This is a genomic window from Neochlamydia sp. S13 (assembly GCF_000648235.2).
GTDB lineage: Bacteria > Chlamydiota > Chlamydiia > Chlamydiales > Parachlamydiaceae > Neochlamydia.
The window spans coordinates 1,566,921-1,590,685 of the sequence record NZ_AP017977.1; the positions used below are offsets into that span (position 1 = coordinate 1,566,921).

Consider the following 23,765-nt stretch of genomic DNA (forward strand, 5'->3'; position numbering starts at 1 on the left):
AACCTCCAAAACTTTAGGAAAACTAAAGTTTTTTTCTTGCCGTTGTTTGCTTTACTGACCTTCAAGGCTGCCTATCCTTGTTATACCGCATCTGCAGGCGTGCTAAAGAGCTTGGAAAAGGATTTAAGAAGTTAAGCCTTAAAGCGTCTGACAGACATAGCCTTTGATCCCTCTTGGCTTTGCTATCCTGGCACCCTTTCCCTTCTTCTTCGCGATAGGCTTTCACCCAAGAGGATTCAAAAAAGGCTATCTTTTTGGGACGTTTACAATTTATATTCTTAAATTTTCATGCCACGCTCTTTAGCACGCCTGCAGATGCGGTATAACAAGGATAGGTAGCCTTGAAGGTCAGTAAAGCAATCACCGAAAAGAGAAATCCTTAGAAAGACTCGTAGAGGCAAAGGATAAACGGCTTTAATTATTAACACGCCTAGGATAGTATAGCGGAATGAATTCTTAGACGTCCCTTCTTGCCCATGCTTTTATTTTTCCTCCATCCTTTAAAGGCCTCACCCAAAACCTATAAAGTTATGCTTCCTCTGTGCGCTAGAGCTTTGGTATAGTTGAATCAATTAGTTATGCGATAAATGAGCTTTTTTTCCTAGCTTGCCTATATTTTTGTTTTCAAGCTAAATTTATAGCTCTTAAGCGTTGAAAAGCCATCTTATCGCATACGCTTCTTATCATTTACGCAACAACGTCCTTATCCGAAAATAATTGATCCCCCCTATGACCGCTTACTTAGTTTCCTAATAATCAATCTTGACTTAAAAATGTTTTATTTAATTTTTATATTACATTTAAATATAGATTTTGCTATTTTTTAATAAACTACTAAAATACTAAACATTTAAATAGATAATTTTTGACTATAAAAATCTAAAAATAAAATTTATTTTTTATTAAAACAGAGTTTTTATTTATTTGAAAAACATATTGCTAATCTTTATATTTATAATTTTTAAATTCTTAAAAGGTATCATTCATGACATTTTTTTCATCTATAGAAAGATCCTCTGCAGCCTCCAGAACTTCCTATTTTGCAAAAGCAAGCTTTATAATGCATCCAAACGTTTTCCTAAGGCCCCCTCATTTTGGCATTCAAAAAATCTCTTTCGATCAACCTGAATTTTTCCATTCTATTTTTTCATTAAAAGATTTAGTAATTAAAAATCATGAGATGAATTTAGATTATTTTATAGTGCTCAGCCAAGACGAATTTCAGAACATACAGGTTTACGACGCTAACCTTTTTATAAAATATGTCTGGAACGATCAGTTGAGCAGTTTAACTTCACCCCCTAAACATTTTGATCGAGATTTTGTAATTTACCGTACTAATTGGGCCGAGGAAAATAATGAGCTTTATTATTTTTGCAGCCGTGAGGATCTTTTGGATCCCCGCTATATACAATATATTAGAGGTCATGACATCGAGGCGAATGAAGAAGACCGCCAAGAAGCTTTTATTTCTATTGCTCAAGACTACGCAAGAGGAACTGGGCTCTTTGGCCAAAATTATACGCAAGCATTTGCTTGGTATGAACGTGCCGCCCAATTTCATCATCCGGTAGCTCTTTGCTGCCTAGCTATTATGAAAGAAGATGGACAGGGTACAACTCTTTCCTTAGAACAAGCATTTTCTTACATGCACGCGGCTGCCAAACATAATGAGCGCATGCAAGATCCTAGAATCAATTACATGCTTGCTCGTTATTATGAAGAAGGAATTGGAACAGAAAAAAACTCTCAAAAAGCATTAAAATTTTATTTAAAAGCTGCTGAAAAAGGTTTTCTTGATGCTTCTCAAAAAGTAGAAAGTTTACAAACGACAAACTGTCCATAAAGGTGAACTTGAAATAGAGGGAGAAGGGGATGCTAAAAAGCAGCGATAACAGCTAAGTGCTCATTATTCCCTCTCTTTTGTTAAGCATTTCAGGATAAAATTAGATAAAATTATTTACGAAAGTTAGGGTACTTAATTCTAATATTTTTTAATTTCCTATTAACCTGAATGTTGAGTTTATCTATTTATCGCTGAACAGGATAAATAATTTTAACGACACAAGACCTCTACATGGTTAAAAAATATTTGCTTCTTAACGAATACTTAACCACGAGAGGTCAAAAATGTGTTTAGTAGAATTAACTGTAATGTTGATGATTTTTGGAAATCTTTTAGCAAAGAATAGGATCAACATCTCATTGCTTCATCTAAACCAAAACATGGCCCTAAACCTAATTGTCAGTCCCAGAGATGATGACGATCGTTATTTTATTTCACCAATCGAATTATAGAAACTTCAAACATTTTTACCATCATGTTAATACCCATATGCATCAAGAATTTCCTAAGCTTGATAGTTACAGCCGCTTCGTTTATTTAAAGAAAACCATATTTATGCCTTTATATGCTTATCTTTATAGCTTAAGAGGAATACCTACAGGAATTGCATTCATTGATTCTACCTCTATTGACGTTTGCCATAATAAAAGAATTACAAGAAATAAGGTCTTCAAAGGTTTAATTAGAAGAGGAAAAACCACCTCGGGCTGGTTTTATGTTTTTAAACTTCATTTGATTATCAATGATAAGGGAGAGGTTCTATCTTTTCAACTTAACTATGGCAATGTTTCTAATGTTTCTATCGTTGATATCTTGTCAAAAGACCTTATGGGAAAGCTGTTTGGCGACACAGGATATCTTTCCTCTCAATTAAGCCAAAAGCTTATTAATCGCGGCTTAGAGCTATTGACAAGCATACGATCGAATATGAAACAGAAGTTAATGTCTTTTCAAGACAAAATTCTGCTAAGAAAAAGATCTATAATCGAAACTGTAAACGATCAATTAAAAGATATCTCTCAAATTGAACATACTCGCCATAGAAGCATAGGGAATTTTCTAGCCAACATACTGGCAGGAATAGCAGCTTATTGCCACCAACCAAAAAAGTCTTCTTTGAGATTTTCTGGTCAAGGAACCAGTCTCTTGATTGCAGCCTAAAAAACTCAAAACTCAAGTTAGTAAAGGTGCTTTGTTGCCCTAGCCTTGCTTCATCTTCAAACCAAACTTCGATCTTTTGATTAGAGAATTGTTTATTTAAAGCGGTAATGACTTCTGGAATTTTTTTTAAGGCTTCTTGTTCTCTTAAGTTGGCTTTATAGTGCTGGGTTTGATTTAATTCGAGCTGTAGAAGCTGAGACAGCTGTCCGATTTCTGCTGGCAGACTGGCGAGCCGTTTTTGATTTAAGTGCTGATTACTTGTTTAAAAATAAGATGGCTAAAAGTTTTTATTTCATTTTAGCTCACCTCAATTTAAAAAGTACTTACAACCATTCTACAATGGAAAACGCTGCCTTATTTTTTCTGCAATATCTTTCAAAGGATTTTCCGCTAATTCAAGTTTGGTAAGCTGAAACAGTTGTCCTATTCCTGCAGGAAGGCTGGTGAGCTGGTTTTGATTTAAGTGAAGCACTTGCAGCTCAGAAAGCTGCCCGATTTCTGCAGGCAGACTGGTGAGCTGGTTTTGATTTAAGAGAAGATATTGCAGCTGAGACAACCGCCCTATCTCTGCAGGCAGACTGGTGAGCTGGTTTTCTCTTAAGTCAAGCGCTTGCAGCTCAGAAAGCTGCCCGATTTGTGCAGGCAGACTGGTGAGCTGGTTTTGATTTAATTCAAGCGTTTGCAGCTCAGACAGCAGCCCGATTTCTGCAGGCAGGCTGGTGAGCTGGTTTTGATTTAATTCAAGCGTTTGCAGCTCAGACAGCAGCCCGATTTCTACAGGCAGACTGGTGAGCTGGTTTTGGCTTGAATCAAGTTCTTGCAGCTGAGACAGCTGCCCGATTTCTACAGGCAGACTGGTGAGCTGGTTCTGATTTAAGTAAAGCACTTGCAGCTCAGAAAGCTGCCCGATTTCTGCAGGCAGACTGGTGAGCTGGTTTTGGCTTGAATCAAGTTCTTGCAGCTGAGACAGCTGCCCGATTTCTGCAGGCAGAGCGGTGAGCTGGTTTTGATTTAAGTGAAGCTGTAGCAGATTAGACAGCTGCCCGATTTCTGTAGGCAGACTGGTGAGCTGGTTTTGGCTTGAATCAAGCTCTTTCAGCTGAGACAGCTGCCCGATTTCTACAGGCAGACTGGTGAGCTGGTTTTGATTTAAGTAAAGCACCCGCAGCCTAGGCATCAGCCAGATTTCTGCAGGCAGAGCGGCAAGCTGGTTTTGGCTTGAATCAAACATTTGCAGCCTAGACATCAGCCCGATTTCTGCAGGCAGAGCGGTGAGCTGGTTTTGATTTAAGTGAAGCTCTTGCAGCTGAGACAGCTGCCCAATTTCTGCAGGCAAACTGGTGAGCTGGTTTTGATTTAAGTTAAGCCATTCCAGCTGGGACAGCCGCCCAATTTCTGCGGGCAGAGCGGTGAGCTGGTTTTGATTTAAGTGAAGCCCTTGCAGCTGAGACAGCTGCCCGATTTCTGTAGGCAGAGCGGTGAGCTGGTTTTGATTTAAGTTAAGCTGTAGCAGATTAGACAGCTGCCTAATTTCTGCAGGCAGAGCGGTGAGCTGGTTTTGATTTAAGTTAAGCTGTAGCAGCTCAGGCAGCTGCCCTATTTCTGCAGGCAGAGCGGTGAGCTGGTTTTGATTTAAATCAAGCCATTGCAGCTGAGGCAGCCGTCCGATTTCTTCAGGCAGGCTGGTGAGCTGGTTTTGATTTAAGTAAAGATTTTGCAGCTTAGACAACTGCCCGATTTCCGTAGGCAGAGCAGTGAGCTGATTTTGATTTAAGTAAAGCACTCGTAGTTGAGACAGCTGCCCGATTTGTGCAGGCAGAGCGGTGAGCTGGTTTTGATTTAATTCAAGCGTTTGCAGCTTAGACAACTGCCCGATTTGTGCAGGCAGAGCGGTGAGCTGGTTTTGATTTAATTCAAGCGTTTGCAGCTTAGACAACTGCCCGATTTCTGCAGGCAGGCTGGTGAGCTGGTTTTGATTTAATTGAAGCCATTGCAGCTGAGGCAGCCGCCCGATCTCTGTAGGCAGGTTGTTGAGCTCGTTTTCTCTTAAGTCAAGAGTTTGTAGCTCAGACAACTGCCCGATTTCTGCAGGCAGAGCGGTGAGCTGGTTTTGGCTTAACTGAAGTTCTTGCAGCTGAGACAATTGGCTTATTTCTGCAGGAAGACTGGTGAGCTGGTTTTGATTTAAGTTAAGCCATTCCAGCTGGGACAGCCGCCCAATTTCTGCAGGCAGAGCGGTGAGCTGGTTCTGATTTAAGTTAAGCCATTGCAGCTGGGACAGCCGCCCAATTTCTGCAGGCAGAGCGGTGAGCTGGTTTTGGCTTAAGTTAAGCTCTTGCAGCTGAGACAATCGGCCTATTTCGGGGGGTAAATAAGTCAAGCCTACTCTAGATAAATCTAAATCCGTGATATTTTTACAATTTTCTTCAATCCAATCTCTAAGAAGCTCTCCTTTTTTTTGTAGAGGCAAGTGCTTAATTTCTTCTCGGCTCAAGTATTCTTCCCCACCAGGAAGTTTTTTCCAAAGTAAAAGGCGATTAATATTTAAGAGATAAGAAGAGTAATTAGCCAGCGTTAAGCCTCTTTTTTCTTCTGTTTTCCCTTTAAATTCCAAAGAAGAAATAGATTTAGCTAAGGTAAAAACTTGCTTAAAAGCTTGATAAACTTTTTCAGTAGAGGTAAGTCCAGGATTGAATTGATAAACTTTAGCTAGCATAAGAGTTCGCTGGGTAGTGGTATTCTTCGTGGGAAAATGAAACTGTGCTATTTTTTTATAAAGAGAAGGCATCACTTCAGTAGCCAGCAGATGATGCCATCTTTTACAGACGCTAAATAAGGGAGGAACTACGCAAGCCTCTAAGATAGGGAGCAGCAATTCATTGGGCAAGCTTTCAATAGAAATCGATGAGATAGGATGCATTTTATTTCCTTGGGTAGTGACAAATTTTTCAGCATTTTTATTTTTTAAAGACAATATAAAAAATTAAAAAGCAAGTCAAACGAATTCGTATCCTTATCAATGAAAAACAACTCACAGAGCCAAAAATTTGGCATATAGTTCTGCTTACTGGTAGCCTAATTTCCTAGAGCAAAAGTCTCCTCCAAGGCCTTGAATAACTTTTAAAGCATCATTTCTTTTTTTCCATCCAAGACTTGTCCACTTCTTGGCTTAGCCTCCCTCCTCTCCTTCGAGATACTAAAAGATCTATACCCTGCATATAAGATGATCGATAGGAAGCTTGCTTATCAGCGGTGCCACGTAAAATCGCTAAGATGCTAAAGGTAATGATGTCGAACAAACTACAAATTTGGTTCCGTCGTTTCCTTGGATCTTCCAGCTTCTTAAATACAATAAAAACACTATTTGGCCTATGGGCATTCATTTACCCATCCTTCTTAAGGAAAGGAATGATAATCATATCCCTTGCTTTACCGGCTTAATTCTTTCTGTACTTTTCTAATATTCCCTAGTTTTTTCACTCTTTTGCTACTGATAAAACAATATATTAATAATTAAGTATTTATTTTTAAAATTATTTTGAAATTACAAATTAACAAACTAAGTTAATGCTTTTTATTTAAAAATAATTTTATAATAGTTTTGTAAACATAGTATCTTAATATTAATTTAATATGGTTATCTATGGATGATAGTTCGCGTAGCCCCTTTGTCAGAGCCAACCTTGATACCTTATCTCTAGAGGGCTGGAATACCCTTGTTGGCCAAATGTTAGACAGTCAACAGGAAGCTGTCAAAAAAGATGGAAGAAAGTATATTTACTTAAACCCCCGCGAAAATGAAATCGCCTTAGGTCGTGAGAAGGAAGTTTCCTCGAGTTTTAAAAAACTGACTCATGAAAAAATCATAAGAATTTTTATTAGTAAGTTACCCCCATATTTGAGCGAAGATCAAGTAATTGAAACGCAGAAGAATATAAACAGAATTTTTAGCACAAAAGAAACAACAACTCTTTCCAAAAAGTTTTTTAGCATTTTTAGCTCTTCTTCTATTGGAAGTAAGCTACCTATCGAGATAGTTATAAATCATCGAGCTGTTCTTGGAGAGTTAGAAAGAACACTACCAGAAACTGTTCAAATTCTACGCTCTACAGCAGGGCAGACGGGAATATATTTTCTACATCATACCGATTATAGTGAGGCTCCTCTTGCTCTAAAATTAATGCCCCATCCTACCACACATCTGATTGCTGATCATTTTTATAGAAGGCTAAATTTTTCAACCCCTCTTTATACAGCATTCCCTAGAGAATCAGAGTTAGGACAACTAGCTTTAAAGAAGCTAGAGGATTTGGCGTTAAATGATTTAAGAGAAAAGTATGACCTGGCAGAAGATAGCCAAGAAGCAGAAATTTATGGGGGAAAAATTAGGCAACTAGAATATCAGCTAGAAAGTACTCAACATATAATGGTAATGAAGTATGTTCCAGGCACAACTTTTGCTGAACTGCCGGTAGATGAATTGATGAAAGCCTTAACGCAAGAGAAAATTTTATTGGATATAGGAGCAATGATCTTTTTAGACGTATTATTACATAATACAGATCGCATGCATCCTGAAAGATCAAATAATTTAGATAATTTACTATTACAACCTGAGGCCTCAGAGGAGGGAAGAAGTATAGCTTTAATTGATCATGATTTTAAAGTTGATAGTAGAAATTGGACAACTGTCACTAAGACTCTTGTAAAGTTAGCAAAAGGGGAATTAACTGAAAAAATTATTGATAATTTATGCACCTCTATTAACATTAAACTTAAAGATGATCCTGTAACAGCTGAAAATTACCAAAAAAGTTTAAAAAAAGAGGATAAAATTAAATTTTTCTTACAAGAGGGTTTTCGTAAAGGAGCCCATAGTTTACTACAAGCTTGCGAAGACTCAGAAGTATTACCAGCATTATTAAATGTTTCTTCCTCTGGTGATCTCTCTTCACAAGAAGCAGTGCTTTCTGATAGGGTAGAAATATTCAAAAAACTATTAAAAATCGTGAAAAAAGAATTTCATTAATAAAATATAAGTAGGGAAAAAATGAGTGCACCTGTTAGAGGAGAATATCATGACTTGGCAGCTCGAGCAGATTTTTTAAAAAAGTTTACTTTAACATTTAGTAGCCCTTTAAAATTAAATAAAGACACCTATAATCGCATAAAATATTATGCGCCAAAGGCTCTCAAAACCCATTTTCTATTTAATTTAGAGAAACTATATTATCAATTGATAAAAAAGAGCCATCCCGTTAATTATGAAAAATATAAGCTAATGGTTAAGGATGTAGAAAAATATCTAAAAACCAAACAACAACAGCTCACTTTACTAAGCAACGATCTATTAGTAGATGTGCAGGATCCGTGGTTATTGGCTTACACTCAAACTAAAAACATGTCTTTACAAGAAGCTAGTGAGCATCTACAAGACCTTTTATTTTCATGGGAAGAATTAGCCAAATATGAGCTTGAAGATTTTATTCCTTTAGACTTAAAAGACTTGGATGACTACATGCAGAAGCTAGAGGAAATTTATCGACCCTTATTAGAAAAAAGCTGCCCAGTTGAAGATAAGCCTTTAGAGAATCAAAAAATCAACGAGCTAGCTGATAGAATTTCTACTTTAAGAGATAAAATTGAACATCATAATTTTTCCGAAATTTCTCACCTATGTCAAAATATTCGGACTATTGTACATGTCACAAGTTAAGCTAGGATTAAAATTTAGGGTTGATAGATGAGTAGACGAACAAAATCCACCAAAGTTAAGATTAATGATGAGGGAAGATGAGTGGGCCTGTTGAGAGGTAATATCATCATTTGGCGCGTGGGGCAAGTTTTTGTAAAAGGTGCCAGAGTAGAGCGAGTTTAAAATGCAATTCTGCAGGCATCTATAAATTTAAAGATGCTTGCAAATTGCTAGTTTTTCTAGGGGCTGCCCTTTTTGATTCCTATTGATTCCTCCACCTCAAAAATTTAAAGAGCACGATCCCCAGATCGCTTACATACAAAAAATTTTGTAGGTAATAGCTTACCGAGTACGTATTGTAGGTATGGCTTCTGCCAGAAAAGCTAGAATCAATCTTGCTTGCCGATAAAAAGTTTTTGACAACACGATGTAATACTTCCTTTCCTCTTGTGCTGTACGCAGGCTAGCTACCTAAGAACAACTTACGTGCAATGACTAGATTTTTTAAAGCTTCTTCTACGCGGTCGATAAGAAAAGCCTTAAAGAACTAGCTGATAAAGTCTCTTTATTAAGAGGCAAGATTAAAAATCAAAATCTGGTAAAAATTTCTCTCTATTTTAAAATGTCTAATTCTTACATTTTATTAATAACTAAAACAAGCAAAGCTAATTTTTTTTTAATTTAAAAGCTATTTCTAGTAGATTGCTAATTTAAAGATAACTAAATAGCAAGCTAAGATCCAATGCTTGCTATTTAGTCTCTTTTTTAAATTATCGTGTAGCTTAACGGACGGGACAGGCACCTGTTGCACAAGCAGCTTCTAACTCTTCATCGCGCATTTCAATGCCTGAATAATCGATATCTTTCAACTTAGCCACATAGGTATCATAATTTTCCTTAGTGACCACTTCCTGCGGTAAATAAGCATATCCTAGGTCTTCGGCATTTTTTGTAGGATCATTACGAAATAAGAAGGAAACTCCTACATAAGTATCCCAATTTTCTAACAGCCAGTCAATAATAGCAGGAACCTCGGAAGGATCGTAAGAGATAGTGTTGGAAACATTCTGCTCACACCAAGTTTCTTGTAAAAGCTTGTACCACTCGAGCTGATAAACAGCCGAATCAGTGTTTACCTCTACTTCTTCCACTTTACCATTCTTTCTGGTGACCATCATCCGCGTAAACGAAATATTCTCAAATTTTACAGGAAATTTAACAAGTACAGATTCTGGCTCGTAAGGTTTTTCTACCACCGTATAACCTGCAGCTCGAAAACGTCCCACTAAAGGATCATGCTTAGAATAAGTGATATTATTAAAAATATATTTTCCTAGCGGCAAATGCACTCCTTCTGGCACTTCCCCCCATTCTTCTGTTCCCATGATTTTGCTTAAGGTACCACTAGGTTTCACACAAGTGACGTTTTTAGGCAAAGGAGAATTGAGCTCATTAGCCATGCTATAAGCCGCACTTACAGTGATATTACGCATACGCTTGTAATCATAGGCAGTCAGATCACTTCTTGCACGAATGCCTGTTAAGCCAACTCCACATAGGTGCAGAAAATCATTATTGAGATGCCAAGCTTCTTGAAGAATTTCATCTCTTAAGTTAACCATTGTTTGACGGTAGTTCATTCTACCGGCTAGATAAAGAGCTCTCTCTAAGCCAATTTTATCCCCTTTAAAAGCTAATACATTTACCTCGGTTAAGTTGCAAAAACTTTTATTACCTAGAAGAATTTCTACACAAGGATTACAGCCTTTAAACCAAGGTGCCCGTCTTTCAGCTTCCATGGCATTAATAAAACCAGGTTCGGATCCCCCCGAATCCATCATGAGTTGAAAAAGGCTTTCTAATTCTGCTTTGGTTGGTTTCTGGCGAAAAAGAAGGCTATTATTAGATTGCTGACGATGAGCATTCCCTTTAAGCCACCATTCTTTTTTTGCTACCGCAAACTCTTCCCATTCTGGTTGGGCATATTCAAATAGCGCTATCTGGGCTGAGCGGCGGCTAGAAAGAATGGTACCCAGCCAGTTGACGATATCTAAAATATCAATACGAGTCAGAAGCTGATCAGCACGGTCGGATAAAATTTTAGCAATCGCTTTAAAAGCTTTAGCAATTTGCTCATCTCCAGATGAAATCCAGCCATACCCTTTAAGGCGTGTCCCTGCAGGTCGGATCTCAGAAAAATCAAGTACTAAAGTTCTAGCAGGATATTTACCTGCCACCAGTTTACCCACAGCTTTTGCCCAAGCAATCGCTGAATCCCCGACTTTAATTGTCCATGTCTTCGTTGCAGAATCATAAGTTTCTACATTATTCTGTTCGCCACCTTTGCCTGTTCGATTAGAACGAATCACCCGAATCTCTTGCAAAGGTCTACGAAAACCATTTAGAGTGCCAGTAATAGGCCTAAAGCCTACCCCGCAACCTTGTAACAAGAGCCAAAGCACATCGACGATATCATAGACTGTTTCCACATGGGTATAAGAACAATTAAACATGCTAGACTCACGTTTACGGCTCAACTCCGTTCCACCCAACCATAAAGTTCTGCCGGCAGGTGCTACTTGACGATTAAGAATAAGCCCGCGTAGCTCTTCCAATTCGTCATCCTCGCGATCACTCAGATTACGCCCTAAAGCTCTTTCCCACAGCCAGTGCTGATGGCTAATTACTCGTTCAACAACTTGATCCCAACTTTCTAGCAAAGTTTCTCCCTCATTAATAGGGCGATGATATGTTCTCAAAGCTGTGGCCATAGCCCTTGCTGTTGGTTTTGTCATGATCTTTAATCCTTCCATAGATAAAATATTTTAAAGCTCTCTCTTTCTCTCTTTTCTAAAAACACAAGATGTTGTGGTATAAAAGCAAAAAACCACTACTGCTTGTGTTTTTAAACGTCCAAGGTATCTCTCTTTTTGCCTTAAAAGTCAATATCGACTTTTTTTTTAAATCCTCCTTAGAAGAAAAGGGAAAAGAGCTTTTAAGTTGTTGATTCTAAAAGAGCTAAAACGGATTAAAAAAACCTTTTTTCAGTTACTTATAGCGTTAAGAATAAAGAGCTTAAGTTCAATAAAAATACTTTCCTTTTTTATTTAAACATTTTCACAAGCTCTATCAGTTTGGCATCTTTAAGATGGATTGGATTTTCTAAAGCATGAGAAGCTCTTTGCTTTAAAATTTTTTGAATTTTTTGCTCTTCTTGCTCTTGATCTAGTAAATGATAGTAGTCGGCGCAGATTGTCAAAAGCTCTTGAAAGTCTTCTTCTGTCTCAAGCATAGGAAATGTTTGACGAACAAGTAGACGAAATAGTTCAGGATTGCCTCCATTAGATAAAAAAGTAAGGACTTCTAAGCTCAAATCTAAATCCTGCGCTTTTTTAATGCTTTGAATGATATGTAAGATCATTTTATCCGAGCTTTCGGGGTCAGAATGATAAAAAAGACGCGCCCGTAAAAAATCAAACCAAGCTACATCCTTACAATAAGGTCCAAAACTCTCTAGCAGATCAGCCGCATAAGGATAATGATGGCCATCAATCTGCTCTGCAATATAATCATATAAAAATGTTTCTAAATCATGGGCACACCCTTGCGATACGCTTTCGAATATCTTTAACGGGTCAGCTCCCTCATCAGCATGCTTACCAAGAATCATTTCTAGATTGGCCATTGCATCTTGAATGTCTGCTGGATAAGCACATTTCCCTTGATCATAAGCAAAAATTTGATGATCTAATTCATCGCAAAAAATAGATAGACAGGGTTTTTCATTTACAAAGCGGCGCCATAATTCGAAAACCACTAAATATATTTGATCTTGCTCACTTGCCTCTAAATTTAAATCTGCGACTAAACCCTCGCACAATTCCTCTGGTGAATCCGCATCTTGCGCCAACGCCAGCAGGGAAACTTTATCTAAAGCCATATCTTTTTGACGTAATCTGTCAAATAACTCTTCATGAGAAAGAAGACGATAATCCTCAACTTGCCAAGGTTGCACCTGGGTATTAGGATTTAACAACCAATTGATACGCAAAGAATTAAACAAAGCACGTTGCTCAATATTCATAGGAGTATGCCACCCTTTTTTATATAAAAAATCATATCATATTTATAATAAATAATCTAGGTAAGTAAGCAAGAAAGATAAAGAGGTTTGGAGGCGAAAGCGCTATTAAAGTTAAATTAAAAAACAGGCGAAAATTTAAAGGAATAAAGGAGCTATCAACATTTAATAATTTCTAACTTGGGAAAGGTGCTTTTCCATTTGATGGACCCGATCTTGCAGCTCTACAAACAAACCTTCTAAGGCTCGGCATTTTCTGTCAAATTCTAGAGTGTTTTTTAAAGTACCGTCTAGAGTATTTTTTAGAGTAAGAGAAGAGTTGCTTAAAACAGGGCAAAAGTTTGAGCTTGGTAAGCTCCATGACTCTGAATTACTTTCACTCAGCGGTGGCCTATCACTGTCTTGTGCTATCATTCTTTTTCTCCAAAAGTAATGTGCTGACTAGAATATCAAAAAATTCATATTAGTGACAAGCGCAAACTAAGAACTAACAATAGGTAAAAGCTATGCAAAATGCTCATGAGTTTAAGGTAGCTTAGCCTCTTACAAATATTTTCAATCCAATTTTTAAGGCCTTAAAAGGCGAATAGATTCTTGAGAAATGAAACCTATTAAATGATCGGGGGTTCGTATTTTTAACACCCTTCCCTGTTTTCCAGATTCCAACACCTCTACTTTACATCCTCCTCTTAAAGGCTGCAAAGTGACTAAAGCCGAGTTAAGATTTTTTTCTCCATATAAGTGGGTCGCATGAATCAAAACACCTTCTATAGGCTCCAAATATTGGCTATAAATGATGCTACAAAAAAATAAGGCGTTTACAAGCACTACGCTACTCACCAGAAGTTTTAGCCCTACATAATTTTTCCATACCAATAAAGAGGCCAGGCTACATAAAAGAAAAGTAAAGACACATAAAATTTCTAGACGCTCGGGTAAAGAAAAATAAAAGTGAAAGAAAAAAAATTTTTTAAATGAAGAAGGTGACTGAGTAGGAGGGATCTTCAACTTAGCAAGCGTTTCTTTTAATTTAAACTCAACCTCAAGATCGCGTGGCCTTAAACGCTTAGCCTGATAGAAATAAAAAGCCGCCCAGGGATATTGCTCAAGATTATAATAGGTTTCGGCCAAGTTACTATACAGGGCACCATTGCCCTGCAGAGGGCAATAAAGCTTATCCAAAGAATGATAAATCATCAGTAATCTGTTGAGGGCTTGGCGGCGATGAAAAAAATTGTTAGATTGCGCAGCTTCTTGATAGGCTGCACGCGCTTGCTCTAAGAGGGGTACGGAAGGATTGGAAAAAGAAAAGATGAAAAAATTTAAGAGAGCATATCCCGCTGCTAGGCTTACCAAAACATACAAATAAACAGTTTTATTAACCATACTTAATCTCTTGGAGTTTTTTGTACAACCGCTGACATTCTTCTAAAGCTTGGAAATAGAGCTTTTCATCTGACCCTGCGCCACTATAACGCTGAAAATCTATAGACAACAGCAAAGCACGTACTTCGCCCGCAACCCCCTCCAAAGGCAGATCTACTCCTAGAGCTTCTTGGTGATTAATTAGGCCGCATTCAAATAATTGCTGGATTAACAATCGATGAAGCAATTCAAAAAAGAGAGGAGAATTTTGAGGAGCCTTCAACATTTCTTTATATATGCATAGGCTCGTTTTCTTTTTTACTTTCCTTCCTTGAATTTTCCATGAGATTTGTAATTTATATTGCAGCCCTACTACACCTAAACTTAAAGGAATTAACCCTATTACCCACCAAGAACCCAAAATTTTATTCTTTAAATCTGCAAGTCCTAAAGATCGCATGGCATAAAAAGCTAAAGGAGGCAGAGGCTGATAGCTTTTTATCCATTCTGCTAACGTCTCCTGGCTTTGAAAGTTTATAGGGGGAGAAGAGACCCGATCAGTAGGTAAAATATGCTGGCTAGGAGAAATAGTAAGAGCAATAGGAGGGCTATGCAAAATTTTATATTTCTCGCTTTTAGGATCAAAATAAGAAAATTGAATAGAAGGTAGACTTTTAATATCTGTAGAGAGAGGATAAAGCTTTATCTCAAAATTTTTGCTATGATCTTCTTTTCTACCTACCGCAGGAAGGTCATTTTCTTTAAAAAGGCCACTAAAGCCTGGTTGGCAGCAAATTTCAGGAAGAGAAACGCTATCCCAATTCGAGGTTTTGCCTTTAATGCTTACCCTCACAAACACAGGATCTCCCTCGTTAAGGGTTGCCGCACTCAGTAAGTTTATATCCATCGTAAATTCTCCAAAAGCTCCATTAAAAGAAGCTGGCTGATCTTCTAATGGAAAAGGTTTTACGATTAGTTTAACAATGGGCGCCTGAGAGCTAAGATGAGTGGCTGTAAACTGTTTATTGCCTCTAGCATCTTCCACATATACCACTCCTTCGATCCTAGAAGGCCCCCAAGCATATTCTCCAGGTTTAATCGCTTGAACTTGCTGAGAAATTTCAAAAAAGCTTAAATCTTTTTCTGTCCAGGTGCGGATATCAGGACGGCCTACTTTCTGCAACCCTTCAGCTTCCAACATAGGCAATACTTCTTTTAAAAGAGCGATATTGCCTTTATATATATAGCGATAAACTAATTTTGTTTCTTGGCCTGGATATAATTCTTTAAGACCTTCGCTATAAGCCTGCAGTTGAAGAGTAGACTTAAGGTTTTCATCCGATGATACTAAAGGAGAGGCAAGAGGAGCTTGAATTTCATAAGTAATAGGCAAAGTTTTAAAGGTTTTCCCATCCACTTTTAAAGATAAAGAAGAAAGTGTGTAAGTTCCTTGATTTTGAGGAGGCAGAGTAAATTGATAAATACTGACGGTTAATGGACTGTCGGGAGAGATTTTTACACTTCGTAGCAAATCAATCTTTAAAAATCGATCGTTTAAAAGGGCACTTGATTCCTCTACTTTCTGATCGCTATTATGCGTAACTTCTAATGTGCCTTTTAAGGGCCACCCTTGATGCAAAGTAGCTGGATCAAGAAAAGCACTTACAGAGATATTTGCTAAGACCGAAGATTGAATCAAGATAAACCCTAAAAAACCTAGAATCCACTTCAGTTCCAAACGATAAAAAAGAAAAGCTACCATGGCTTTAAACCTTCTTTGATGAGAGCAGGTTGAGAAGGCAATGGTTGATCTTGCGTATTCATCTGCTGGATCAAACGTGCCATCTCTTCAAAAGATGATTGAAAAAGCTGAAGAGATGAAGTTTGTAAAGTGGATTCCATAAAGCACTTACCTGTTTTATTAGGTTCTTTCATCTTTGTGAGGGCCTCTTGCCAGATATCCAACACTTTTTCCTGAGCCTTCACAAGCCTAGGTAAATCTAACGACGAAGCTTGAACAAGGTCTACGATTTTTTTAGCCAGCCTATTTCCTTGCTGAAATAAAGGAAACACTTCGTTCCAGGGAGAAAATTGACAACGTTCTTCCCTCCCCGCTGCGGAAGCTCTGGCATTAAACTTTGCAAGTTGCTGGGCATAGGCAGCTTGATGAAAATAGGAGGAAAATGTTAGCAAATATTCCTGGGAGGAAAGAATAAATAAATCTGCCTCACGCGTAGTTTGAGCTTGGCTTTCTTGCAAACGAGCGAGAAGTCTTGCCTGAGCTAATGCATGCCTCTGTTCGCCTATAGCAGCTTCAAGGACTAGATCTGGACGAACATGAATATCTGCATGAAGAATTAAAAGCACACGCCTTAACTGCTGAAAAGATTCATTAAAATACAATTGAGCTTTTAAATCTTGCAAAAGTTGAAGCTGGTCAAAACTAGCCTGTAAATTATTTTCGATCGCCTCCATACCAGCTTTAAGCCTCTCATGTTCTGAGGGCAAGGCAATCCTATCCAGTTTTTGCTTTAAGAAAAGCAGCGTATTAAATTCTAAAGGATCTTGTAAAGCGGCTAGTGAAAAATCATTTAAAAGACTGGCTATATTCTCTTGAAAAGAATCTTGCGCAAAAAGAAGATGCATAAAATGCTCTAGCCCCTCCATTGCTATTTCTAGGCTAGCTTCAGCGGCAGTAAAATCGCTCTTTGAAATTAAGGGAGCTATCTTATTAAAATGTTTGGCAGCTCTTTCCAATAAGAAAAAATTTTTATCTCTCTGTAGTTGAATGGTAAGTGCTTTCCATAGCGGAAGCCAACTCATTACATGCCTGTTAAAAAGATCTCGATATTTATTTTCTAAAGAAGCTGTCAGAGGGTTTTCCAACAAAAAATTAAGATCTTGCTTGAGCAGCTGCAATCCTGTTGCTAACCAAGGAAGACTTTGTGGGGGTGCTGCCTGCACCATAAGATTCTCTCTAGCTTTTTCGCGTATGTCTACCATAACCATTTTGGAAAGAGTAGCTGCTCGGCCTAAAGGATAAACCTTTTGACACGCATCTTGCCCGCTAACTTTTAATAGTTGACATTCAGCTTCTTGAACTAAAGGAATTTTTTCTAGAAAACGTTTAAAAAAGTAAAGCGCTTTAAAATAAGAATCTTGAAGAGGTGACGAAAAAGTCTGCGAAACTTGGCTTAACCTCTCCCCCTGATAGAAGTTAGCAAGAGCAAGATTTCTAAGGACGCGATACCTTAATAAAGGCGCGCTAGTCTTGTCCCTCGATAAAGCCTGCAATATCTCGATAGCTTCCTCTTGCTTTCCTTGTGCCGCCAAAGCAGTCCCTAAATTATAGGTCACCACACTTTTTTCCCATGCAGATAGATCTTCTGCTAGCATTTTCTGATAGATATTGGCTGCTTCAACATAATTTTTAGCTGAAAAATAATCGGCTCCCCGTTGCATCGACTCCTGCAGATTTTCCATAGCAGTAAGTTTGCTTAAGAAAAAAAAGCAGATGAATAAGAGGGCTGAAAATTTATTTAAACGAAAAGAAGAAGATGAAGAAAGAGTAGTATCGGGCCATAATAGGTAAAAAGCCAACAAGAGGATAGCTAAACTTAAAGGAAGCTGGTAATAGGAATCATACTTTAAATCTTCTTCAACATTTAAGGCTTGCCTTGCATCACTAAGAGAAAAAGTATCCACTTTAGAAATTTGAGCAGCAAGATCCTCTGCGATAGCAGTAGCAGGAAAAGCATAGCCTGCGTAATAGCGTCCCTCCCCTTTTTCACTTAAAGCTTTCAAAATATCTTCGTTTAGATGGGAAATGATTCTTTGGTTTTTATTCATTACATGAGGAATTTCTAGACCTTCCAATGTGCCTACACCAATCGTATGAATATGTGTTTTTGGCAGAGAACCTAATAAAGCCTCTAGCTCCTTGATATAATTTAGACGAGCTCTTCCCTCTAACTCTTCCAGGCGATTATCGCCACCATCAGAAATGATAATAATAGTTTTGATAGAAGAGGTTGAAGATGTTAGATAATGTTCATGCAGATAGCGAAGCATATCTTTTAGATCAGTTCCACTTACATCACCTTCATTAATCGTTAAATGATGTAGCATGAGCCGCATAAAGAGGTAATCCATAGAAGGCGGAGATAGCTTGGTCACCTCTGAAGTAAACCCATAAAGCGATGCTGACTGCCCTTGTAGGCGGCTTATTACCTGATCAGCAATATTCTTAGCATTCTCTAAACGACTTTCGCCTAGTCGTCCATCTAATAGGCTCATCGACGCAGAAGCGTCGATCAAAAAAACAACTTCATGAGGTTGCATACGCTTAACGTCATGCGTTTGTTGAAGGTGTTCTATCGCCTCTTGAGAATAATGGGGATGGCCTTTAGGCTGCATTAAAGCTAAGCAAAGGAACATCCAAGCTCCACATACTGCCGCTACCTTTAAGCCCCAGCTAAGCTTAGACTGGGCCATTAATACATAGGGCAGTTTGTCTTTACTCGTATAATGAGCAAAGATTTTTAGACGGTGGCAATAAAGCCTCCAAAATAATAAGAAAAATAGGACAATAAAAAATAGTAAATAGCTTGCTTGGGGAAAAGTATAATAAAGCCCCTGAAAGTTCATGGAACCTTCTTTAGAAGAGTCGTTTGCAAGACAATGGCAAGCCATACCATTAACATTCCGCCTGCTATTAAATAGGGAGAAAATGAAATCTGCTGATAGATAGGAGGCTTTCCTCCCGCAAACTCTTGCGAAAGAAGAATACTTTTTTCTAGGCGATCAATCGTGGCATATACCGTTTTCATCTCCCCAGGATCATTTAATATAAATAAACGTCCTCCCGTCAATTGCGTAATTTCTTCCATTTGTCGCCGCTGAGAAGATAGCTGATCAGCATAAATCCTAGGATCAATATTGATAAAATAAAGGCGCACCCCTTTTTCTTTTGCAAAAACTGCCGCCTCTTTTAATCCTAAATTACGCCAAAGGCTATTTTTGTCTAAAATATTAGGATCTTGCAGGCCATCTGTCACTAAGATAATAATAGAATTTTTTATGTTATAAGCAGGCTGATTTTTTTGAGCTAAATGATTAGCATAATACTTGGTAGCAGCAATCATGCTAACAGTTTTGTAAATCGCATAACCCATGGCCGTGCCATTATCTTCTTGTTTTTTTACTACCTGGATATGAGCTAAAGCTTTTAAAATCTGTTGATGGTCTAGGGTCAAAGGAGAGAGAATATGAGGCACTCTAGCAAAGGTGATGAGTCCTATAAGATCGCTAGCCCTTCCTTTTAAGCCTGCTGAAGGATTTCCTTGGATAAATTCTTTTGTGACTTGTTTAAGGAGAGCTTCTTTGGAAATATTTTGTCGTTTACTGTCAAGGGTGGCTGTCACCTCTTCTGCCATAGAGCCAGATTGATCAAGCAATAAGTAAATAGCGATTCCCTCCGTTGGAAGAAAATTTCTATTGCCTTTTTCAGCCACAGCTAAAGGAGGCCTGCGCACAAAAAGATGCGGATCTGTTAAAGCGACTAAAAATAAAATTAATCCGCCCCCATGAAGCCAAAGAGGAAGCTGAGAGAAGGTGGTTTTCCATCCAGCGTTAAGAAAAGAAGGGTGTAGATGAGAAAATAGTAGGGACGATTTTCTCATTTGTTCTTTTTTCCTTGCTAGGCCATAACATAGGCTAAGCAAAACCAATGCTAGTATGGATCCCCAAGGATCGATTTCAAAAGAAATATTTTGCATACACTTACTTTATTACAGATGGGTATAACAAAATATAGATAAAGGATAAATAAGATAATGACCTTTCTTAAGAGAGCAAAGATAGCCCTGTCATTGAGTTGAGCTTATTAACTTATGTAAAATTTTATTAAATAAAATAAAACATGTTAGGAAACAGCAAGATCTTTAAGATTCTAAGGTGAGGAGCATAAAAAACGTTAAATAATGCGCTTTTAAGATACTTCTTATGCAACCCCATCCTTTAAACTCTCTCTTTAAGTAGAGAAAGCAGCTTTTAGAGGATGGGGTATGCAGATTTAGCCCTTTTAAAGGGCATGCTAACGAATCTATTGAAAAGGCTAAGGCGCTTTTTATTTTTCTTAAAGCTTTTAGCCAGCTTTACTTCCGTAAAAGCCCAAGAAGTAAAAAATTTAAATTTAACCATCAGCTTCCATGATTTCCAAAGGTAAGGGATCTAAAGCTTATATACAAAATTTGACCTTAAGGGACTACCATGACAAAAGCGGCAATATCATCACTATAGTTTTTATTCGTAGGATCTAATTTTTTAACATTAACATAATTGTCTCTCTGGAAGGTGGGGTGGACGATAGCCGTTTTAATTTCCTCCAAAAGGTTGAGGGGATCGATCGGCTGATGGCATAGAATAGAATGCAGAACTTCAGCAGGCAGAAAATCTGTAACTCCATCCGTAAATCCATAAATTTTGTCTCCCGTCTGCACTTCTTTTATCCTTAAATGAATGGATGAATTTTTACTTAGCGAAGACAATTCTAGCGGACTTTCGGGCGTAAGGCGGTGAATTTCCCCTTTAGTTTCATGCCATAAGGAACTATCCCCCACATGTGCGGAACAGACATATTTTTTTTGATTTATTTCTACAATAATTGCCATACTAAAGGTAGATGCTGTGCCAGCTATTTCAAAAGAAGTGTTAATATCTAATAAGATACTTTTCATAAAATGTAAAACTTGTGCTTTATCATGAGTGCCCAACATTTCACTTTTGAATCTGCTTACAAAATCTCTATTAAACTTATCCCAAATGGGCTCTAATTTATTAGCTCTAACTGTTGGGTTACCATGACCTGTTCCGTCTGCAATATAAGCAGTGGCACATTCAGGAAAAATATGAACGAAATCTAAGACTCCCTCCTCACCATTTTCTGAATGATAAGTCGCCGAGGCCCCACATCCCCAACTTTGAATACCCATAGTTTTTGTAGTAAAAATGGGATCAATAGAGCAAAGCCAGCGGCGCGTATTCAGGTTAACAATTTTTTCATCAAGATGTTGGAGAGCTTTTCTAGCGGTGGGGGTTTTTATTTCTTGATTCTTTTCTCGTAAAAAATTGGCTACCTTACTTAAGCTGGCTTCTCCTTTACCTAGATAAGCTAAAATTTTCTGCAAAAAAGGAAGCTGGCTTCTATCGCTTAAAACTTCAAGGGTTTTTTCTCCATTAGCTGTACGAAGCAGCAAAATGGGCCTCTGGCTTCTATCATTTTTGTTTTCTTGCGTTTTACTATACAAATCATAATAGGCATCAAGGGTGCTTTCTAAAGATGAAATCATATTACTTCCTGAGCTCATAGGTTGTCTCCACTTTGTTAATTATAGGATAATGTTATAAATGCAATTAAATTTATATTTAAATACCTAGTGAGGCTGGGCATTCTTTTCTATTCTAAAAAAACGGCTATATTGAAGATTTTCCTTTTAATAAATTTTAGATAGTATTCTATTAGATTATTTATTTTTAACATGTGATCATGCGACTAATTATCACATCTACGGTTTTTAAATAATTTTTTCTAAACTTCTACTTTAGCAAATTATGCAGTTCCTCATTTTTTACTTTCACTTGCAAAAATATTTCAAAAAATAAACTTTCTAAGGGCAGCCAATTATTTGGGCACCAAATTTTCTAAGGACCTACCTAATTAATTTCTTTTCAAGTTAATCCATATTTATAATAATAGCATTAAAAATTATAATTAGGTATAAAATTTTAACGCTTTAATAGCTTAAATATATAAAATTAGATTACAACTTAATTAATAAAAGGAAGGTTTATTTTTTGCTAGATGTAAAAAATTAAGGTAAATACTGAGAAAAAGGGTAATAAAAATCCCAAGAAAGTTTTCCATTAGCTCCTTCTATCCTAGGAGTCAAAGAAGAGACAGAGACCTCACTTACATGGGAACCTTTGATACAGAAAAACAGCTGAAGATAGATAGATAGATAGATAGATAGATAGATAGATAGATAGATAGATAGATAGATAGATAGATAGATACTTGCTGGTGCCTACAGTTAAGTGATTATTAACATATCTTTAGCAAGCGGCCATGGAGGCATATTTGCTTAAGCCGCTGAGGATGAAGGAAAACATGCAACAAATAGAAAAAAATAGCTATTTGTAAGCATTTTTGGCTTCGCGGATGCCGGCAGAATCGCATCTAAAGCTTGGTATCCACCCCCTGAGCGCCTATATCTTCTAAGAACAATAAAAACCAGAAAACTAAAATCATTCCCCATTACTACAGGCTTCCATAAAGACATGAGAATAAGGGACTAATTTTATTTTATAATTTTTTGAAAAATAATTTATTCCAGGGATCTAAAAATCAAATTTTCTAAAAAGCTTTATCCTCTAGATAATGCGTATGCTAAGCAGATAGACTCACAAACTCAGTTTAAAAAGCTATGTTTACCCTATGAGAAAGTGTTATACCACCTTGATAGGAGATTAATCTACTCAGCCTGCAGTCTAGCTTGTTTAGTTAATATTTTAAAGCTCTCCGTGTTTATTCTCAGCGTTTCTTTCCATAAAAAACTAAAAAAAATCAGCTACCTTCTAAGGTAAAAGCTCAAATATGACCTACAAAAGCTCTATCGATGATTAAACAAATCCCACGGATGAGGTAAGAGAAGAGCGATCAATTTTCAAATAAAAGTGGCGTAATTTTTATTCCCTGACTCCCAAAGCCTCTAACAAACGCTCAAGATCGTCGAGGTTAAAATAATCGATAGAAATACGGCCCTGCCGCCCCCTTGCGCGGATAAAAACTTTAGTGCCTAATTTATACTGCAGTTTTTCTGCTAACTGCTCTAAATAAAAATCACGCGTTTCATAAGAGAGTTTTTTTTGCTTAATTTTTTGCTTAAGTTTTTGCACCGCTTTTTCAGCTTCACGCACACTTAAACTCTCCCTTAGAATCAGTTCATGCAAATAAACTTGCTTTTCGGCTCCTTCCACCGCTAAGATAGCTTTAGCATGCCCCATGGTAATTAGATTTTTACTTAAGCTATCTTGTATAAGATTAGGTAAAGACAATAAACGTAGATAATTAGCAATCGTCGAACGTTTTTTTCCTACCGAGGCGGCTAGCTTTTCTTGGCTAAATTTAAATTCTTCCATCAAGCTGGATAGGGCTTTAGAAATCTCGATAGGATTTAAATCCACTCGCTGAATATTTTCGATTAAAGCAGCTTGGGCAGAAAGTATATGACTTGACGATCGCACAAGCACAGGAATTTCAAGTAAGCCTGCTAGCTTGGCAGCACGCAAACGCCTTTCTCCTGCCACCAGCTCATAATGCAAAGAATTTTCCAAAGGTCTAACAATAGGTGGATGAATTAAGCCCACGGCTTTTATAGATTCGGCCAATTCTTTTAACTCAGATTCAGCAAACTGCCGTCTAGGCTGAAAAGAACTTATATTAATATGATCGAGCGGCACATTCCGCAATTCTTCGAACAAAGAAAGTTTTTCCTGGGAAACATTCATACGTTTTACTTTTAACTTTACAATAAATAAACATGTTATATGATATTCGT

Annotated in this window: 14 protein-coding genes and 1 pseudogene; 4 read left to right on the top strand and 11 right to left on the bottom strand. The window is 37.5% G+C overall.

Translation table 11 applies throughout. The features are described from left to right. The first annotated feature begins 1,060 nt into the window (after positions 1 to 1,060). The gene (locus tag TY21_RS06060; RefSeq protein ID WP_158623034.1) at positions 1,061 to 1,846 is read left to right on the top strand and encodes a tetratricopeptide repeat protein; all 786 of its coding nucleotides are present in this window, start codon (positions 1,061 to 1,063) and stop codon (positions 1,844 to 1,846) included. A gap of 286 nt (positions 1,847 to 2,132) precedes the next feature. Continuing rightward, positions 2,133 to 3,007, top strand: a pseudogene (locus TY21_RS06065) (IS982 family transposase). 334 nt (positions 3,008 to 3,341) lie between these two features. Here TY21_RS06065 and TY21_RS06070 read toward each other — a convergent pair. Further along, complete coding sequence (locus TY21_RS06070; protein WP_130589586.1) at positions 3,342 to 5,927, bottom strand: leucine-rich repeat domain-containing protein; 2,586 nt, start codon at positions 5,925 to 5,927, stop codon at positions 3,342 to 3,344. A gap of 208 nt (positions 5,928 to 6,135) precedes the next feature. Further along, positions 6,136 to 6,390 (bottom strand): hypothetical protein, encoded by a 255-nt coding sequence (locus tag TY21_RS06075; RefSeq protein ID WP_042242242.1) that lies wholly within the window; start codon positions 6,388 to 6,390, stop codon positions 6,136 to 6,138. Positions 6,391 to 6,650: 260 nt separating this feature from the next. Here TY21_RS06075 and TY21_RS06080 point away from each other — a divergent pair, with 260 nt between their 5' ends. Together TY21_RS06080 and TY21_RS06085 are read left to right on the top strand one after the other, a co-directional pair. Beyond that, positions 6,651 to 8,036: a hypothetical protein gene (locus tag TY21_RS06080; protein WP_042242240.1), complete on the top strand. Its 1,386-nt coding sequence runs from the start codon at positions 6,651 to 6,653 to the stop codon at positions 8,034 to 8,036. 21 nt (positions 8,037 to 8,057) lie between these two features. After that, positions 8,058 to 8,723 carry a hypothetical protein gene (locus TY21_RS06085; RefSeq protein WP_042242238.1) on the top strand — a complete coding sequence of 222 codons (666 nt, stop codon included), beginning with the start codon at positions 8,058 to 8,060 and terminating at the stop codon, positions 8,721 to 8,723. 761 nt (positions 8,724 to 9,484) lie between these two features. Here TY21_RS06085 and nrdJ read toward each other — a convergent pair. The 9 genes from nrdJ to TY21_RS06130 form a co-directional block, all read right to left on the bottom strand. After that, positions 9,485 to 11,497, bottom strand: coding sequence for a ribonucleoside-triphosphate reductase, adenosylcobalamin-dependent (gene nrdJ, locus TY21_RS06090; protein WP_042242257.1), 2,013 nt, complete (start codon positions 11,495 to 11,497; stop codon positions 9,485 to 9,487). A 308-nt stretch (positions 11,498 to 11,805) separates the two neighbouring features. After that, on the bottom strand, positions 11,806 to 12,786 hold the full coding sequence (locus TY21_RS06095; RefSeq protein WP_042242235.1) for a hypothetical protein: 981 nt from the start codon (positions 12,784 to 12,786) through the stop codon (positions 11,806 to 11,808). A 162-nt stretch (positions 12,787 to 12,948) separates the two neighbouring features. Continuing rightward, entirely contained in the window at positions 12,949 to 13,197 is a 249-nt protein-coding gene (locus tag TY21_RS06100) for a hypothetical protein (RefSeq protein ID WP_039383577.1), read from the bottom strand. A gap of 153 nt (positions 13,198 to 13,350) precedes the next feature. Beyond that, positions 13,351 to 14,169, bottom strand: coding sequence for a hypothetical protein (locus TY21_RS06105; RefSeq protein ID WP_042242232.1), 819 nt, complete (start codon positions 14,167 to 14,169; stop codon positions 13,351 to 13,353). Then, positions 14,162 to 15,910 (bottom strand): BatD family protein, encoded by a 1,749-nt coding sequence (locus TY21_RS06110; protein WP_042242229.1) that lies wholly within the window; start codon positions 15,908 to 15,910, stop codon positions 14,162 to 14,164. Before TY21_RS06110 ends, TY21_RS06105 begins: the two co-directional genes overlap by 8 nt. Next, a complete protein-coding gene (locus TY21_RS06115) occupies positions 15,904 to 18,840 on the bottom strand; it encodes a VWA domain-containing protein (protein ID WP_079979958.1) in 2,937 nt (978 codons plus the stop codon). The genes TY21_RS06110 and TY21_RS06115 overlap by 7 nt, the downstream gene beginning before the upstream one ends. Next, positions 18,792 to 19,925: a VWA domain-containing protein gene (locus TY21_RS06120; RefSeq protein WP_042242223.1), complete on the bottom strand. Its 1,134-nt coding sequence runs from the start codon at positions 19,923 to 19,925 to the stop codon at positions 18,792 to 18,794. Before TY21_RS06120 ends, TY21_RS06115 begins: the two co-directional genes overlap by 49 nt. A 480-nt stretch (positions 19,926 to 20,405) precedes the next feature. Then, positions 20,406 to 21,497: a SpoIIE family protein phosphatase gene (locus TY21_RS06125; protein ID WP_042242220.1), complete on the bottom strand. Its 1,092-nt coding sequence runs from the start codon at positions 21,495 to 21,497 to the stop codon at positions 20,406 to 20,408. A 1,396-nt stretch (positions 21,498 to 22,893) separates the two neighbouring features. Further along, the gene (locus TY21_RS06130; protein WP_042242217.1) at positions 22,894 to 23,715 is read right to left on the bottom strand and encodes a ParB/RepB/Spo0J family partition protein; all 822 of its coding nucleotides are present in this window, start codon (positions 23,713 to 23,715) and stop codon (positions 22,894 to 22,896) included. Positions 23,716 to 23,765 lie beyond the last annotated feature (50 nt).